This window comes from Flavobacterium microcysteis, assembly GCF_006385255.1.
Lineage (GTDB): Bacteria > Bacteroidota > Bacteroidia > Flavobacteriales > Flavobacteriaceae > Flavobacterium > Flavobacterium microcysteis.
Genome location: NZ_VFJE01000053.1, coordinates 334491 through 352694, shown reverse-complemented (window position 1 = coordinate 352694; position 18204 = coordinate 334491). Strand labels below are relative to the sequence as shown.

At 37.8% G+C, this 18204-nt stretch carries 12 protein-coding genes and 1 tRNA gene; 5 read left to right on the top strand and 8 right to left on the bottom strand.

Going from position 1 to position 18204, the window contains the following annotated elements; genetic code table 11:
- Positions 1-89: 89 nt before the first annotated feature.
- Entirely contained in the window at positions 90-1325 is a 1236-nt protein-coding gene (locus FJA49_RS08765) for a transglutaminase-like domain-containing protein (protein WP_140000590.1), read from the bottom strand.
- A gap of 797 nt (positions 1326-2122) precedes the next feature.
- Here FJA49_RS08765 and FJA49_RS08760 point away from each other — a divergent pair.
- The gene (locus tag FJA49_RS08760) at positions 2123-5077 is read left to right on the top strand and encodes an RCC1 domain-containing protein (protein ID WP_140000589.1); all 2955 of its coding nucleotides are present in this window, start codon (positions 2123-2125) and stop codon (positions 5075-5077) included.
- Positions 5078-5482: 405 nt separating this feature from the next.
- Entirely contained in the window at positions 5483-5950 is a 468-nt protein-coding gene (locus tag FJA49_RS08755; protein ID WP_199758376.1) for a DUF4265 domain-containing protein, read from the top strand.
- Positions 5951-6044: 94 nt separating this feature from the next.
- On the opposite strand, the gene FJA49_RS08750 is transcribed toward FJA49_RS08755, so the two are convergent.
- The 5 genes from FJA49_RS08750 to FJA49_RS08730 all read right to left on the bottom strand — a co-directional run bounded on the left by FJA49_RS08750 (position 6045) and on the right by FJA49_RS08730 (position 10755).
- Positions 6045-6122, bottom strand: a tRNA-Val gene (locus tag FJA49_RS08750).
- 58 nt (positions 6123-6180) lie between these two features.
- Positions 6181-7401 (bottom strand): bifunctional folylpolyglutamate synthase/dihydrofolate synthase, encoded by a 1221-nt coding sequence (locus FJA49_RS08745; RefSeq protein ID WP_140000587.1) that lies wholly within the window; start codon positions 7399-7401, stop codon positions 6181-6183.
- 23 nt (positions 7402-7424) lie between these two features.
- Positions 7425-8303: an energy transducer TonB gene (locus tag FJA49_RS18425; protein WP_158629470.1), complete on the bottom strand. Its 879-nt coding sequence runs from the start codon at positions 8301-8303 to the stop codon at positions 7425-7427.
- Positions 8304-8374: 71 nt separating this feature from the next.
- Positions 8375-9601, bottom strand: coding sequence for a Glu/Leu/Phe/Val dehydrogenase dimerization domain-containing protein (locus FJA49_RS08735; protein ID WP_140000586.1), 1227 nt, complete (start codon positions 9599-9601; stop codon positions 8375-8377).
- 86 nt (positions 9602-9687) lie between these two features.
- Positions 9688-10755 carry an anhydro-N-acetylmuramic acid kinase gene (locus tag FJA49_RS08730; protein WP_140000585.1) on the bottom strand — a complete coding sequence of 356 codons (1068 nt, stop codon included), beginning with the start codon at positions 10753-10755 and terminating at the stop codon, positions 9688-9690.
- A 98-nt stretch (positions 10756-10853) separates the two neighbouring features.
- On the opposite strand from FJA49_RS08730, the gene FJA49_RS08725 reads away from it, so the two are divergent.
- On the top strand, positions 10854-11993 hold the full coding sequence (locus FJA49_RS08725; protein ID WP_140000584.1) for an acyl-CoA dehydrogenase: 1140 nt from the start codon (positions 10854-10856) through the stop codon (positions 11991-11993).
- Between the two features lie 88 nt (positions 11994-12081).
- A complete protein-coding gene (locus tag FJA49_RS08720) occupies positions 12082-14496 on the top strand; it encodes an ATP-binding protein (protein WP_140000583.1) in 2415 nt (804 codons plus the stop codon).
- A 242-nt stretch (positions 14497-14738) separates the two neighbouring features.
- On the opposite strand, the gene FJA49_RS08715 is transcribed toward FJA49_RS08720, so the two are convergent.
- Together FJA49_RS08715 and FJA49_RS08710 are read right to left on the bottom strand one after the other, a co-directional pair.
- Positions 14739-16079 carry a sigma-54-dependent transcriptional regulator gene (locus FJA49_RS08715; RefSeq protein WP_140000582.1) on the bottom strand — a complete coding sequence of 447 codons (1341 nt, stop codon included), beginning with the start codon at positions 16077-16079 and terminating at the stop codon, positions 14739-14741.
- 152 nt (positions 16080-16231) lie between these two features.
- Complete coding sequence (locus FJA49_RS08710) at positions 16232-16525, bottom strand: hypothetical protein (RefSeq protein WP_140000581.1); 294 nt, start codon at positions 16523-16525, stop codon at positions 16232-16234.
- A 483-nt stretch (positions 16526-17008) separates the two neighbouring features.
- Between FJA49_RS08710 and FJA49_RS08705 the strand changes: the two genes are divergently transcribed.
- The gene (locus FJA49_RS08705) at positions 17009-17968 is read left to right on the top strand and encodes a M28 family peptidase (RefSeq protein ID WP_233590102.1); all 960 of its coding nucleotides are present in this window, start codon (positions 17009-17011) and stop codon (positions 17966-17968) included.
- Positions 17969-18204: the final 236 nt, after the last annotated feature.

The following is an 18204-nucleotide window of genomic DNA, read 5'->3' as shown; positions in this document are numbered from 1 at the left end:
TTTTACATACTAAAAAAGGGAAGGATTTTTATCCTTCCCTTTTTTAGTGATAAGAGATTTGAAACTAAGCCTATCTTATCACAAACTTTCTATTGCAATTTTTTTGCTTCAGGCAATTGCCAAAAATAAGCAGGATCGTGAGTGATAGCATTATTTTTCAAATACTTGTTGCTCTCTTTATCAAAACCAGTTGGAATTAGCGAAATATATTGTAAATCGGAATCTGCCTGTCTGTATCTGCTTTCTGTATTGAACTGGCTTTTGTTGGTGCATTGAATCCAATATAAGTTCTTGGCCATATAATTATCCAAATACCAGATTTTGGTTACTTTTGTTTCAGTATTTAACTTCAAGGACTGGTTATTTCTTAATCGTTCCCTAACTTCTTCAATACTCAATAGAGTATTGTTTTCGTCCATAACATAAGCACCATGCGAAGGATCCATCCAAAGCCATTTTTTTAGCGTCTCAGAATATACACTGTTGATAACATGGCAATCAGTATCCGTATCATCTTTTGGCATGCAGGTTACATAACGTGACTTAAAACCCATTGCCAAATACATTTCATTTAATGTCATAGCCTTGTGTCGGCAATTGATGCCTTTACCAGTTGCCTTATGGTAGTTGTAAAAATCAATGGCATCAAATTCACACAAAGCCCAATTGGTTCCGTCATACTTAATGCTTTTAGTAACAAACAACATAATATTAATTATCCTTGAAACTTCATCACCTTTTCCGGCTATGGAGTCCAGGTTGAAATATCGTTTCACTTCTGTTAAGTTATGGTCGTTTGCAGCCTGATAGTTAAATGCAGGTAAAGAAGAACCCTTATTTTCTGATACGTAATTGCCAGATTGCTGTAACAGGAATAATTTGTCGTATTGCTTTAATTGACCAAATGCTGTTATAAATTTTTTCTCTTTTCGAATGTTAGTTAAATCGGTATCATTTAGGGCATTCTGATAATCTTTATAACCCCATGTTATTGCTTTTTCAAAACTAGTAATTGCTTGTTTTTTTTCATTTAGCAATGATTGTAAACAAGCTAAATTATAGTAAACGTTTGCATATACATCTTTGATGGTAGGCTGAAATTCTTGCTTTTCTTTTTCGGTTAATTTTAAATTATCCAATGTGGTAGCAACGGTACTTAATACTGTGGCTGCCTGCTGGTATTTCTTTTCGGAATAATGTGCGGTATATTCGACTTGTGCTTTTTGTAAGTCCGAAAGGAATGTGTTCCATGTTGGTGAATTGGTTTGTGCAAATGAGCTGAATGCAAGAAATACTGCCAAAAATAAGGTAGTTAAAAGTTTCATGGGCTGTTTCTGTTTTTTGATGATTGATTTTACTAGTATGATTTTTTTAAACTCTTTTGCATTAAGACGAGGCTGTTTGTGAAATGTAACAGAACAATGTGTAAAATAAAAAAATGTTTTGTGTCTGTGATAGCCCGAAATCTTTAAATGCGGGAGCTTGACAATATTTGTACTCTCGGCGATTGCCTTGAGTTTTTGAAAACTGTCGCATTTATTATCGCTGCTAGACCACCCTAAATAACTCGGTTATTGTAATAGCAACATCTGGAACTTCTTATTTTTAAACATATCCCGAAAGAACGAATATCCCGTGATAGGTTACAGTAATCCGCTAATAGATCGCACTTGTTCATTAGCTCAGATTTTTTCTTGCTTTTGAACTATCATTGTAGCGTATTTGTATGATTTCGTGATTTGCATTTCGTCATTAATATTTTTAATGTTCAAAGAATAAAATAACGAATCTAATCATTAATCGAAGTAGGTGAATATTACTAAAGCACATTAAAATGTTGGAATACTTCCTTGAACATACCATTGAATTTATGATTTCGATTCAGAATCTAACCAATATTGACATTACGCCAATACTTTGTACCAGCTGTTTAAAAGATTTTTAATAAAAATGTCAAATAGTAACCTTACATATAATTTTCTGTCAGTTTCTTTGCAACCTACAAAATGCTTTATATGTTTGCCGTCGAAAATTTTAATTCACAAAATACTAATCAAACAACCTATTGTTGATTTTCAAATAGTAATGTCAATCATAAATTAATTAACCCGCAATAACAAATATGAGAAGAATAATTACAATTTTATTAATGTCACTAAGCCTACAGTTGTCAGCGCAATGTGTTCAAAAGGCCGGCGCAGGATCATCCTGCACTTTTGTGATCAAAGCAGATGGAACGCTTTGGGCTTGGGGTAGAAATAACTACGGCCAATTGGGAATTGGCAATACTGTCAATACTCCGGCAAAAACTCAGGTTGGTACTGCCACAAACTGGCAAAGTATAGAAGGCGGGCAATTCCATACAGTCGCCATAAAAGCAGATGGGACGCTCTGGACATGGGGTTTTAATTCCAGCGGGCAGTTAGGGCTTGGTAATACTACTAACAGAACCACCCCAACTCAAGTATCTTCAAGTAATATCTGGTCTAGCGTAGCTGCAGGATATGATCATACGGTGGCAATTACAAATGATGGAACCATGTATGCCTGGGGGCTCAATGATCATGGGCAGTTAGGTGACGGTAGCCGTAGCAACAGGTCCACTCCCAGACTTATTGGAACGGGTTGGAAGAGTGTTTCTGCAGGAAACAATATCACAATCGCTGTAAAAACTGATGGTACGCTTTGGGGTTGGGGCGAAGGCTTTCTGGTTGGTGATGGAACGGACGCCGACAAAACTTCACCTGTTCAGCTTGGAACAGCCACCAACTGGAAGAGTGTAAGCCGTGGTGTAAACCATGCCTTAGCCGTAAAAACGGATGGGACACTTTGGGCATGGGGAACGAACGGGCGTGGCCAATTAGGCATCGGTACTACTGCTGCTGGAAACTATACACCTACGCAAGTTGGAACTGACACTAACTGGGAAAGTGCTAAGGCAGGTTTTTTCTTCAGTATTGGCAAGAAAACTGACGGTACGATGTGGTCATGGGGAGAGGGTACATTCAACCAACTGGGCCAAGGGGCAAGCACTGCGAATGTTTTGGTTCCTACTCAAATTGGTACTCAAAATGACTGGCATACCATTTCAGTAGGTACAAGCTCACTATTTGGTGCAGCTATAAAAAATGATGGTTCATTCTGGACTTGGGGCTATAACAATTACTCGCAATTGGGTGACGGGCTTACGGCGCGACTGCTGGTGCCGACATTGATTGCCTGTCCGGGAAGTACGATCGTAACTGAAACGGCCTGTGACAGCTATACATGGGCAGCTACTGGAATAACTTATACTACAAGCGGAATCTATATCGATTCGGTTACCAGTAATGAATTGCATTTGACAATCAACCAAAGCTCGTCGTCAAGCATTACCAAAATAGCTTGTGACAGCTATACGTGGGCTGAAAACGGAACGACTTACACAACGAGCGGAACATACACCCATGTTACAACTAATGCTTTTGGATGTCCGAACACTGCAACGCTGAACCTAACTATCAGCAACAGTACGACATCAAGCGTTACCGAAACAGCTTGCAACAGTTATACATGGGCTGAAAACGGGACGACTTACACAACGAGCGGGACATACACCCATGTTACGACTAACGCTTCCGGATGCACGAACACAGCAACGCTTAACCTTACGATCAACAACAGTACCACATCAAGTGTTACTGAAACGGCTTGTGACAGTTATACATGGGCTGCAAACGGAACGACCTACACAACGAGTGGAACATATACCCATGTTACAACCAACGCTTCCGGATGCACGAACACCGCAACGCTTAACCTTATGATCAACAACAGTACCACGTCAAGTGTTACCGAAACGGCTTGTGACAGCTATACCTGGGCTGCAAACGGAACGACCTACACAACGAGCGGAACATACACCCATGTTACGACTAACGCTTCCGGATGTACCAACACCGCAACGCTGAACCTTACAGTCAACAACAGTACGACATCAAGTGTTACCGAAACGGCTTGTGACAGCTATACCTGGGCTGCAAACGGAACGACATATACAACGAGCGGAACATACACCCATGTTACAACTAACGCTTCGGGATGCCCGAACACCGCAACGTTGAACCTTACAATCAACAACAGTACGACATCAAGCGTTACCGAAACGGCTTGTGACAGTTATACATGGGCTGCAAACGGAACGACTTACACAACGAGCGGAACCTACACCCATGTTACGACTAACGCTTCCGGATGCCCGAACACCGCAACGTTGAACCTTACAATCAATAACAGTACGACATCAAGCGTTACCGAAACGGCTTGTGACAGTTATACGTGGGCTGCAAACGGAACGACTTACACAACGAGTGGAACATACACCCATGTTACGACTAACGCTTCGGGATGCCCGAACACCGCAACGCTGAACCTTACAATCAATAACAGTACGACATCAAGCGTTACCGAAACGGCTTGTGACAGTTATACATGGGCTGCAAACGGAACGACTTACACAACGAGTGGAACATATACCAACGTTACGACTAACGTTTCCGGATGTGCCAACACGGCGATATTAAATTTAACTATAAACAATTCGATATCTCCAGTTGGTCAATCGTCTCAGATTATAACCGGCGATGTTTCGAGTGATGCAACAATCTCTGATATTGTTATCAGTCCGTCAACGGTTATCTGGTATGCATCTGAATCGGATGCAATATCGCATACTAATCCGCTGAATGGCGCTACAGCTTTGGTGAACGGTGCTACTTATTACGCAGTCTATACAACTAGTCAAGGCTGTAGCAGCGCTCCATATCCGGTAACGGTTTCAGTTGCATTGGGTACGAATTCTTTTAATGATACAAAGCTTAGCTTTTATCCAAACCCAACTTCGGATGTACTGTATCTTAAATATAGCCATACGATTAATACTATAAGTGTAAATAATGTATTGGGCCAGGAAGTATATGTTAAATCGATAAATGCGAAAGATGGAGTAGTGGAATTTTCGAATTTACCATCAGGAAATTACTTTGTTAAGGTAACTAGTGGTAATCTTGTGAAGATTATTAAAATTATAAAAAGGTAAAACAATTGCTTGATACAAAATCCCAAATTCCGAAAAGAGTTTGGGGTTTTTTTATGATATAAACTAGATTTGAATTTAAAACAAATGATTTCTGCTATATTACGGTAGGAATGACAGCCGGTAATTCAGGAAATTTTGACCAACCCCAAACAGGCTTGTTTTGTATTGTAGACTAAACAATAATGATGAAATTGCATTGCCTTTACTCCTAAAATAATCAGAAGTATCGGTAATCATAAAAACAACAAAGCCAATTTTATAAACACTTTAAGTTACTAGCCTAAAAATAAAATTTTGATGGTTTGTAGGGGGAATTTAATATTTTAGCTAATAAATGAAAACCTTGTTAATTGCAAAAAGCTTATATAAATGAGTTATGTGATATTGCATAAAAATCCTGCTATAATGGACGATAAAAATGTAAAAATACTATTCAGATTTTTCAGTGACGTTTTGGATGAATGGACAGTTGAAACTTTATGGTCAGAAACTGTAGACGTTGAAAAAGGGCTTTACAAACTAATGAGCATTCCGTTTTTAGCTTACGTATCTTGCGAAGATATTGTGTTTGCAGAATATGACCAGGACGAAGAAATGTTAACGTATAGAAGAACTATTGAACATTCTGGAAATTCAACGATTCAAGTATTCGTAAGGGACAAAGAAATTGTAACTAATGATTTACGTGAAATATTTAGTTCATTAGGTTGTGAATCTGAAAAATTCCGTGAAGGATACTTTGTAATTAAAGTTCCAAAAAGTTTAAATTACAAACCAATCAGAGAAAAATTAATGGATTTAGAAGAGCAAGGAAAGATTGGTTACGCCGAACCAAATTTAGCTGAGAATCATTTTTACTTTGCAACTAACTAACATGCGACTATAAATAAAGTATTTGGTATGTGTTGTCCTATGTTATGCCAAAGAAAAAACCCCGCAAGCGAAAACTTGCGGGGCTTAATAATCTTGGTGGGCGATGAGGGATTCGAACCCCCGACCCTCTGGGTGTAAACCAGATGCTCTGAACCAACTGAGCTAATCGCCCTGATTGCGAGTGCAAATATAGACTGTTTTTTTATATCTGCAAACAATATTCGTAAAAATTATAAAATTTCTGCAACTACAAATGTGCTTCCACCTATGTAGATAAAATCTGTTTCAGATGCATTTTCTAAAGCAATTTTGTAAGCTTCTGCAACTGAGGGATATATTTTCCCGTTAAGTCCAAAAGTTGCTGCTTTTTCTTGTAATGCCATTGCATCTAGTCCACGTGGAATATTTGGCCTGCAAAAATAATATTTAGCATTTTTTGGAAAAAGAGGCAGCACATCATCCAAATCTTTGTCATTTACGAAACCCAAAACGATATGCAGTGCGTCAAATTTTTGGCGTGCGACTTGTTTCATGACAATTTCCAGTCCGTGTTTGTTATGGGCCGTATCGCAAATTACCATAGGAGCTTCTTTTAATTGCTGCCAACGGCCTTGCAGTCCGGTGTTTTTAATCACGTTCCAGAATCCATCTTTTATGTTTTCTTCTGAAATTATAAAGTTGTCTTGTGCTTGCAATACTCGAATGGCTTGCAGTACGGTTTTCTTGTTTTGTTCCTGATAATCTCCTATAAGGGTAGAAGGGTAGGTGCTACTTACCAAATCAGAAGCAAAATATATTTCAGATTTCATTTCTGTTGCTTTCTTCTCAAACACAGGTCTTGTTTCTGAAGTATATTCTCCAATAACCACAGGAGTTTTCGGTTTGATAATTCCTGCTTTTTCAAAAGCTATCTTTTCCATCGTATTACCTAAAAACTGCACATGATCCATCCCGATATTGGTAATGACAGAAACCAAAGGTGAAATGATATTGGTAGAGTCCAATCGACCTCCCATACCCACTTCAATAATGGCAATATCTACCTTTTCCTGGCGGAAATAATCAAATGCTAACCCAACGGTCATTTCAAAAAAACTCAACTGGTTCTGCTCAAAAAAGGATTTATTTGAAGTAATAAACTGCACCACAAAATCTTCTGAGATTTCCTGGCTGTCAATTTTTATTCTTTCCCGGAAGTCTTTTAAATGTGGAGAAGTATAGAGTCCGGTCTTATATCCGGCTTCTTGTAAAATAGAGGCCAGGAAATGGGATGTAGATCCTTTTCCATTAGTTCCCGCTACATGGATTGTTTTAATGTTTTTTTCCGGATTCTGAAGATGATCTGCTAATAAAATAGTATTGGTCAGGTCTTCTTTATAAGCCGAAGCGCCTTGTTTTTGATACATTGGCAACTGGCTGAACATCCAGTCTAAAGTTTCAGAATAAGTCATCGGGAGATGATTTTCAGTGTAGTTTAATTTAAACCGAAGTTATAAATAATTTTGCCAACCTGGCGTTCAGGAGCATCGCTGCTTGCCTGCCATTTGGTTCTCATGGCGGCTTGTTTTGCCTGATCTCTTAAACATTTGGCAGTGATAGTAGTTCCTTTAATTCCAGCAGTAGCACTAATAGTATTACCGTTTTTATCTACAGATACTTCAACGACAACAATCCCTGTTTCATTACTACAATCGCTGTTAGGAGATGGTTTTGATAAAGCTTTTCGATTTCCTAACGAATAACCGCCTCCGCTTCCGCCTCCAGAACCAGGTCCACTTCCCGGACCATTACCAGGTCCGTTACCCGGACCATTTCCGCCTCCGGTTCCACCACCTGATCCGCCATCGCCATAGTAATTGTTGGAATTTTTATCGCCATTCAGCTTTCCTTTGTTTCCGGATACTCCATCGTCGCCATCACCGCCTTTGTTGGCACCGCCCAAAATACTAGAGATTGCATCATTTGTAGATTTTGATGGTTGTTTTTTGACTTCAACGGGAGTTGTGGTAGGTTTTTTGACTTCTGACTTGACAGGTTTTTTTGTTTCTGTTACAGAAACAGCATCCTCGTCAGAGTTTTGAGTCAAAATATCTTCCTGTGAACTAGCAGTTGGCTGTGGTGCTGATTTTGTCGTTTGGGTTACTTTTAAAACCTCGCTTGTATAATCAGCACCAGAACCAAACTCACTATCGCCAAAATTTACGGTCACACCTCCGCCTCCGCCTCCGGCAAGTTCTTGGATTCTTTCCTCGGTGGCAAATTTGATCAGAAACAAAAGCAATAACAGCAACGTAAACAAAACTGTTGTGATGGCTAAAGACTTTTTTTGTTCGTCAGAAAGGGTGACATTCATAGTTTTTGCGAATTATGCTCGATAAAGATAACGTAATTATCGAAAAAATGTTATCTAAATACTATCAATAATTAGACCAACTGTTTCAGGGCAATCTCAAAAGCAGTCGCACTGATATTTTTCTTGTCAGCGTTTAGGTCGTGTGCTTTTTGTATTGCATTTTTGATGGTTACAGAAGTATCATTGAAGATAGCTTCGTCTGTCATTTGTACTTTTTTCTCCATGAAATAAGCAAATACTCTTGCCATTCCACAGTTTGAAATAAAGTCAGGAACCAGGCTTATCTTTTTGTCGGCAGCTTCCATAATTGGGCCAAAGAAAATTTCTTTATCAGCAAATGGAACGTTAGCGCCACATGAAATTACTTCCAATCCTGCGGCAGCCATATTGTCTAATTGCTCTTGAGTGACTAATCTTGAAGCAGCACAAGGAGTAAAGATTTCAGCACCAATAGCCCATATCTTTTTGTTGATTTCTTCAAAAGGAATCATGTTGTCAGCTACAAGCTGGTTTCCGTTTTTGTTAACGAATAAAGTTCTGATTTCTTCAAAAGTAAAACCATTTTCATTGATAACTCCGCCATCTCTGTCGATGATACCAACGATTTTTGCTCCTGAATTAGCCAAATAATAAGCCGCAGCAGAACCTACGTTTCCAAATCCCTGAACAATAGCTCTCTTTCCTTTGATGCTTCCGCCGTAGATGTCATAGAAATGACGCACTGCTTCTGCAACACCATAACCAGTAATCATATCAGCTACTGTATATTTTTGGTTTACATCAGGAGAATAGATTGGGTTTTCAATAACTTTCACAACACCTTGACGCAATTGTCCAATTCTGTTGATTTTATCAGCTTCACTTGGTTTGAAATGTCCGTTGAAGACACCTTCTTGTGGGTGCCATACACCACATTCTTCTGTCATTGGAATTACCTCATGGATTTCATCAACGTTCAAATCGCCTCCGGTTCCATAATAGCTTTTCAATAATGGAGAAACAGCCTTGTACCATCTTTGTAAAACACCTTTTTTTCTTGGGTCGTTCGGGTCGAAATTGATACCGGATTTAGCTCCGCCAATTGCCGGCCCTGAAACTGAAAATTTTACCTCCATGGTTTTTGCCAAAGAGAGAACCTCATTCACATCAAGCCCTTTTCTCATTCTTGTTCCGCCACCGGCAGCACCTCCGCGTAGAGAGTTGATTACTGTCCATCCTTCTGCTTCAGTTTCGGAGTCTTTCCAGTTGAATATTATTTCAGGTTCTTTATTCTCAAATTTCTTAAGTAAATCTTTCATTATATTGTATTATTTGTCTGTTGTTTTTTATTGGTTTGCAAATATAGTTTTTAAAGCATGAATGCACAAAGTTTTAGGAATTCCGTTTAGGGAAGGAATATTTTTCCGGAACTGTGATCGTGTTTGGCTCCGGTTACGCTAGCCAATACATTTACTTCATTTCGCAGCTTTAAAACGCCAAGTAAAGCAAAAATCAAGGCTTCTTTATATTCTACTGTTTTATCGTCTGGCACTTTGAATGTCATTTCTGGTAAATGGAAGGCCATTCGTTCCAGTAAAAAAACATTATAGGCCCCGCCTCCGGTGGCTAGAATGGTTCCTGTTTTTTTAGGAACTGCCAATGAAGTCTGTATGGCAATATGCTCTACAAAAGTTCGTAATTTATCTGCTGTGGAAATAGTATGCTTTTCCATCATAGGCAATACAATCGTCTTTACAAATTCATAGCCTAAGGATTTAGGATAGGTTTGAGCGTAAAAATCAATGGTGTTAAGTTCTTGTAATAAAGATTCAGAAACAGTTCCACTTCGGGCAATTGTTCCTTTGTCGTCATATTCAAGACCTAACAAGCTTGCGTAAAAATTAAGCACTGTATTGACAGGAGAAATATCAAAAGCGATTCTGTTGCCATCTTGTTCAAAAGAGATATTAGAAAAACCACCAAGATTCAGGCAGAAATCATATTCTGGAAACAAAAAGCGGTCGCCAATAGGAACCAGTGGAGCGCCTTGTCCGCCATATTCCACATCCTGAACACGGAAATCACAAATCACTTTCTGGTTGGTGAGTTTTGCAATTTCCGGAAGATTTCCAATCTGTAAGGTAAAACCGTTTTGAGGTTGGTGTAAGATTGTATGTCCATGGGAACATATGCCATCCAGATTTTCCAACTGATTTACAGCAATAAAATCGGAAATTACATTACCTAATAATAAGGTATACTCCTTATTTAGTTTTTCGAGTTCTTCCTGAGAAAAATCCACAGCTTTTTTGAGTCTGGAAATCCAATCTTCTGTATAGGGAACTGCTTTGGTTTCTTTAATTTGATACTGCCAGTGGTTTTCCAGCCTATGAAAAATTATAAGGGCCAGGTCGATGCCATCCAAGGATGTGCCTGACATAACTCCGATAACGTTATAGTTTTCTATAGCCATAGCGCCAAAATTAGGCAATCTTATTGAAAATTTGATATTTAATATTTACATTTGGACGCAAAAAAACAATAAAACGGCAAATAATACCTTTACAAATTATGGATTTTAAACTAACCGAAGAACACCTGATGATTCAGCAAGCAGCTAGAGATTTTGCTCAGGCAGAGCTGCTTCCAGGTGTAATTGAAAGAGACGAACATTCAAAATTCCCAACAGAACAAGTCAAAATGATGGCTGATTTAGGTTTTCTTGGGATGATGGTTGACCCGAAATACGGAGGAGCTGGATTGGATAGCGTTTCTTACGTTTTAGCAATGAAAGAAATTGCAAAAGTAGATGCTTCGGCAGCAGTAGTAATGTCTGTAAACAATTCACTCGTTTGCGCAGGTATAGAAAAATACTGTAACGAGGAACAAAAACAAAAATACCTTGTGCCTTTGGCTAAAGGTGAGGTTATTGGAGCTTTCTGTCTTTCTGAGCCAGAAGCAGGTAGTGATGCGACTTCACAAAAAACAACAGCAATAGATAAAGGTGACCATTATCTTTTAAATGGTACAAAAAACTGGATTACAAACGGAGCAACAGCCTCTACTTATATTGTAATTGCTCAAACCGATATTGAAAAAGGACACAAAGGAATCAACGCATTTCTTGTTGAAAAAGGATGGGCTGGATTTGAAATTGGCCCGAAAGAACAAAAAATGGGAATCCGCGGATCTGATACGCATTCTTTAATGTTTACAGATGTAAAAGTTCCTAAAGAAAACAGAATCGGAGATGAAGGTTTTGGATTTAATTTTGCAATGGCAGTATTGAATGGCGGAAGAATTGGAATCGCTTCTCAAGCCCTTGGAATTGCAACAGGAGCTTATGAACTGGCATTGAAATATTCTAAAGAAAGAAAAGCGTTTGGAAAAGAAATCTCCAAGCACCAGGCTATTGCTTTTAAATTGGCAGATATGGCAACTCAGATCAGCGCAGCAGAATTGCTATGTTTGAAAGCAGCTTCTGAAAAAGATGCCGGACAAGACATTTCACAATCAGGTGCGATGGCGAAATTGTTTGCTTCTCAAACTGCAATGGATACTACTATTGAAGCTGTACAGATTCATGGTGGTAACGGATATGTAAGAGAATATCATGTAGAAAGAATGATGCGTGATGCAAAAATCACTCAGATATATGAAGGAACTTCTGAAATTCAAAGAATCGTAATTTCCAGAAGCATATTAGCATAAGTTTGTCAAACTTTGACGTTTAAAAAATCCGGCAGTTTCTGCCGGATTTTTTTTTAACAAATTATTTTAAAGTACTATCTTTATCCTCATGAGTCAGAAACCGAAATCTTTAAAAGCAAAAGTTATTGTAGGGTATTTATTGCTTTTTGTAATAGCCGCTTTGTCGGTTTGGTTTATCTATTCTGAAATCCTAAAAATTGCCACTCCCGGCGATGATGCCAATGCAGACAGCCAAAAAGTAATCCGTGTCAGTAATGCTATTGCCAGTTTGTATGCCTCTGAAACTGTAGGGAGGAATTCGATATTAACAGGTTCTAAAGCTGATGTTAATGAGTATAACAAGCTTCTCGATAGTATAAAATTAGAAATTGAGGCTATAAAATCGGAAGCCGATAAAACACAGCTTTCCAAGCTGGATACAATCCAATATCTGCTTCAGAAAAAGAAAAAAAGTATCAATGAGATTATAGAGTTTAGGAATTATGTCGATACAAAGGCTACTTTCAAGCGGGCCGAAAGAAAGGTGTATACCACAAAAGATTCATTGGTCAAAAAAATAAAGCCGGTAAAGTTTTCAGGAAGGCAGCAGTACCGATCCTTTTTAAATGAAGTGCTTACAAAAAAACAGATGGATTCTTTGAGCAAGCTGCCGCTTTCTAACGACTCACTTATGATGGCCTTTCAGGGAGCTATAAGAAAAGAGGCAGCAATAAATATAGAGACGCAATATGAGTTATTTGGTAAGGAGCAGAAAATGCTTGATGAAAACCGGTATATTTCAGATCAACTCCGAACGGTTCTGTCTTCTTTAGAAAAACAGATGTTGGAAAAATCGTATGCAAAAATTAATGAATCCAAACGCGCCATCGATAATACAATCCAGACGATTGCATGGGTTGGAGCCATAACGTTCTTCCTGCTGATTATTTTTGGCTATATTATCATAAGGGACCTTACTATAAATCAAAATTACAGAAATCAGCTCGAAAGCCTGAACGCTGAGAAAGAAGACCTGTTGCGCAGTAAGATGATGCTTTTGGCTACCGTGACGCATGATATACAGACGCCGTTAGGAAGTGTTATCGGTTTTTCTGACCTGCTAAAAAATACCAATGTCAATCCAAAACAGGAACAATATCTCGACAATATAAAACATTCTTCAAATTACATATTAAAATTGGTCAATGATCTGGTAGATTTCTCAAAATTGGAAAACAACCGTATCAATGTTGAAAAAGTCAGTTTTAATTTTAAAGACTTGATTGAAAGTACCTGCAAGCCATTAGAGCCCAATGCAGAAAATAAAGGTATTGAGCTTAATTGGGATGTTGAAGAAGTATTGGATGATAATTTTGTGTCAGATCCTTACAGACTCAAGCAAATTTTGACCAACCTGATTTCAAACGCTATAAAATTTACGCAGGAAGGTTCTGTTGAGGTTCATGCCAAGATAGAATCAGAGACTATTGTTGTTTCTGTAATCGATACCGGAATCGGGATTGCAAAAAACAAGCAAAAAGCGGTTTTTAAAGAATTCACCCAGGCACATGCCGGGATAGAAAAGAAATTTGGAGGAACAGGTTTAGGGTTGACAATTGCCAAAAGAATGTTACAGCTTTTAGACGGCGATATCGTATTGGATAGTGAAGAAAACAAAGGGTCGATCTTTACGATTACGATTCCGGCTATAAAATCGGGAGCCGAAGCTGTTGAGACTGTCGTTCCAAGTTTGGATTCAGAAGCAGAATTTTTAAAAGACAAAAGGATTCTTATTGTTGATGACGATGTGATGCAACTTTCATTGATGAAGGAGATTTTCTCCAATTATCCTGTAAAAATAACTACACTGGTCGATGCTGCCAAAGTGAGGGATTTATTAGAACATGAACAATTTGATCTTGTTTTGAGCGATATCCAAATGCCTAATATCGATGGATTTGAACTGGTGAGGATTATCCGAAATAACAACAATAATCAAATAGCTTCTATTCCAGTAATTGCTTTATCCGGAAAGAGAAATCTTAACCCGGAAGATTTTACAAGCAAAGGCTTTACGGCCTTTCATCCAAAACCGCTACGATTGGAAGAACTTCTGCTTCTTATGAAATCCATATTTGATGGGAAGCCTGTAGATGTTGCTGTTCAGGTTGCGGACGCCAGAAAAGATGAAAAGCTATTTGATCTGACAAGCCTGAATAAATTTACCCAAAACGATCCGGTTTCTTTAAAATTAATCGTGGATACGTTTATCACGAGCGTTTCAGAGAATACAGAAGCGCTACGACAGGCCACTTGTGAAATGAACCAGAAAAGAATGTCGGAAATAGCCCATAAGATGATTCCGATGCTCAAACAAATGGAGGTATATACGATTTCTGATTTGCTAGAGCCAATAGAAGACCAAAGCTTAGAGCATAACAAGGAAGAAATGGAAAAGTATGTAGAAACAATTTTCCAAAAGCTATCGATTTTAATTTCAGAATTGGAGAAGGAGATTGGTTAAAAAGGTGCTAAGTTGCTAAGGTTCTGAGGTGCTAAGGTTGTGTGTTTTGTGTGTAAAAGTGAAGGCTATTGAAAGAGAGCCTTTTTACCTTTTCTTTTATAGGCACAGATTTCCTAAAATCCGTGTAATTATTCTAATCCGCATTTTAATAAAATTCTTAATTTGACTAGAGTTAACTTATTGAAAGAGGTACTAAGGTGCTTAGTTACTAAGAAACTAAGTAGCTGAGCCGCTAAAAAAAACTACAGATCTATACTGTATAATTTCAATTTGTTATAAAGTGTCTTACGGTCAATATTCAGCAATTTGGCAGCTTTGGTTTTATTAAAGCCGGCTTTTTCTAAAGCAGAACGGATTGCTGATTCTTCATTTTCTTTTGAATAATACGGAATTGCATTTTCCTGCTCTATAGCAGAACGCATTTCTTGTGGCAACACATCAATAGGAACGGTATTGGTCTTTGTAAGCAATACAGATCTTTTAATGGTATTTTTCATCTCACGAAGGTTTCCAGGCCAGTCATAATTCATGAATAATTCAATGACTTCGTCATCAAAACCTTCAATGTTTTTTTCGAGATCATCATTAGCCAAAGCAAGGAAATGATGTGCAAAAACCATAATGTCCTGTTTTCTTTCGCTCAATCTTGGAGCCTGGATGCAGAATTCATTCAACCTGTGATAAAGGTCTTCACGGAAATCTCCACGTTTGACAGCTTCAGAAAGGTCTTCATTAGTAGCGGCAATGACACGAATGTCTACCTTGATTTCATGATTGCTTCCTACTGGTTTTACTTTTCGTTCCTGCAAAGCACGAAGTAGTTGGATTTGTACTTCATAAGAAAGATTTCCAACTTCGTCCAAAAACAATGTTCCGCCATTTGCAGCTTCAAAATGCCCGGTTTTGTCATTTATGGCTCCAGTAAAGGAACCTTTTATATGCCCAAAAAATTCGCTTGAAGCAAGTTCTTTGGGAATAGCACCGCAATCAACAGGAATAAAAGGCTTGTCTTTTCGTTTGCTTTGCATGTGTATGGTATGCGCAATGTATTCTTTTCCTGTACCGCTATCGCCTATGATTAATACAGACATATTGGTAGGTGAAACAAGGCCAATGTATTCATGTAGCTGATTGGATGTCGAGCTGGCGCCTTTTACAAAAGCAAAATCGGAAGTTTCTTTTTTTTCTTTTTTCTCGGCAACAGGTTCTGGTTTTTCAAGTCTCTTTTTTAGAGCCTGTTCGATAGTGTGTAGAATTTCGTCAGGATTGATAGGTTTGCCCACATAATCATAGGCTCCCAATTTCATGGCGCTGACGGCTGTTTTAATATCAGTATACCCGGTCATTAGAACAACCTGGGTTTTAAAAGAAGTTTCTTTTATATATTTTAATATCTGGATACCGTCACTGTCTGGCAGTCGGATATCTGTAAGGACAACATCAAAAATTTGATTTCGTATCGCTTCTTCAGCTTCTTTAGCATTGAAAGCATTGGTAACATCATAACCTTTTTTTTGCAAGAAGGTTTTCAGCATTACGCAAAAAGACGTGTCATCATCAATCACCAAGATTTTCGAGCTCATATTGGGGTACAATGTTTTTCACAAATTTAAAATTTTAAACCAATTTTAAATGTTAATATATGTTATAATATAAAAACAATAAAGGAGATGCCCCCACATCTCCTTTATATTGCGAAGAATATAAATTCTTCCTTCAACAAACTTAACTTAAACTATGCTTCTTTTATTAGCTCACCTGTAGCCGTGAAATAAGCTGTAACGGTCTTATCATCTTTTGAAAGTACCAGCTTGTATTCTCCGTCGCTAGCAACGTGCGCTTCCTTTATTGTATATCCGCCATATTTTGAACTGATGTTTTTTAGCACATCAGCTGGAATAGCAGATGGTTCAATTGGTTTATATTGTTTTTCCTGAATTACGGAAATTTGATTTATCGTTTTATCAGATGTCGCAGCGTTTACCCCAATGCTTAATATTAATCCGGCTAATACTAAAATCTTTTTCATAACAATTTTTTTTGGGGTAATAGCTGTGTTTCTTTTTCGATTAGTTAATAGAAAGAAATGTGCCATTTTGAGAAAGTAATGCGAATTACTTGTAAATACCTGTAAATCAATACTTTTTTCACATTTTGAATTGTTGTGGAATATGAGGAATCTGTGTAAAAGTGTGGAATTGGCTCTAAAAAAGTGTGGAATTCAACAATTTTAGTGACATTTTGAGAATGTAAGAAAATGCTGATTCTCGTGATTTGGTTATAAAAAAGCTTAAAAGTTATAGAAAAGCTTATACTATAAAAGAAGGTGTGAAAAATAACAATTTTCAAAAAAATCTCTTTTTAAACTTTGCGACTCTGCGAGTTATTTTTTCACGCAAAGCCGCAGAGTCGCAAAAAAATCAACGGATAAGCATATCGGGATATTTAGAGAGACTAATTGCAGTATTTTTTTTATTTTAGCCAAAACCAATCCGTCAACTGTAAACCTATGATTAAGAGAATAGCTTGTCTGTTTTTTTTGATTGCATTAAGTTGTAAATCAAATCTTTATGGTAGCAAATCAGGCAGTTCTGCCAAATCGTATAAGGTAAATCAGGAATCGGTTGCAAAGACATTAGAGTTTCTTGCTTCTGATGAATTGCAAGGCAGGAAGGCAGGATCGGCGGGAATTGAAAAGGCAGCTCAATATCTGGAAACGATTTTTTCACAAAATCATATCAAGCCTTATTTTCGCACCTATAAGGACACACTTTCGAACTATCCAGAACCGGCTTACAATATTGTAGGATATTTGGAAGGCACTGACCCAAAACTAAAAAATGAGTTTGTTGTTGTAGGAGCACATTATGATCACATTGGCCTGGCGAAAGAAGCAATAAACGGAGATAGTATTAATAATGGAGCAAATGACAATGCTTCCGGGACAACGGCAGTTACAGAAATAGCAAGATATTTCGGCAAGTTTAAGTCAAATAAGAGAAGCCTGCTTTTTGTATTTTTTTCTGCTGAAGAAGCAGGGTTGTTAGGCTCAGAACATCTTGCCAAAAAATTAAAGGCACAGGATTTTAATATCTATACCATGCTAAATTTTGAGATGATTGGAGTTCCGATGAAACGTGATTTTACAGCCTATATTACCGGATATGCAAAGTCAAACATGGCTGCTAAATTTAATGAGTATGCTGGAAAGAGTGTAGTTGGTTTTATACAACAGGAATTGACCTACAGATTATTTATGGCATCGGATAACTACCCGTTTTATAAAGAATTTAAAGTGCCGGCACAAACAGTCTGTACTTTTGATTTTGAAAATTTCAACTATTATCATCAGGTACAAGACGAATTCAAGTTGATGGATACGGCACACATGACATCTTTTATTCAGGATATGCTACCAGTAATTGAAAAAATGGCAAATTCTCCAACTAAAGAAATTGCTTTGAAGAAATAGTTAAAGGCTAACAAGGAGTTTACGTCTAATAAAGATAAATTGATTTTGCCTGTTTGTTTGAGTTGCGGAATTTTATTTTAGCCACAGATTAAAATAATTACGCAGATTTTAGAAATCTATATCAAAATGAAAGAAAGTATGAAATGTTAGGTTTCATTGATTTTTCTTTATGAACTTTGCGGCTCTGCGCCTTTGCATGAAAAAAATAGCTCGCAAAGGCGCAGAGCCACAAAACA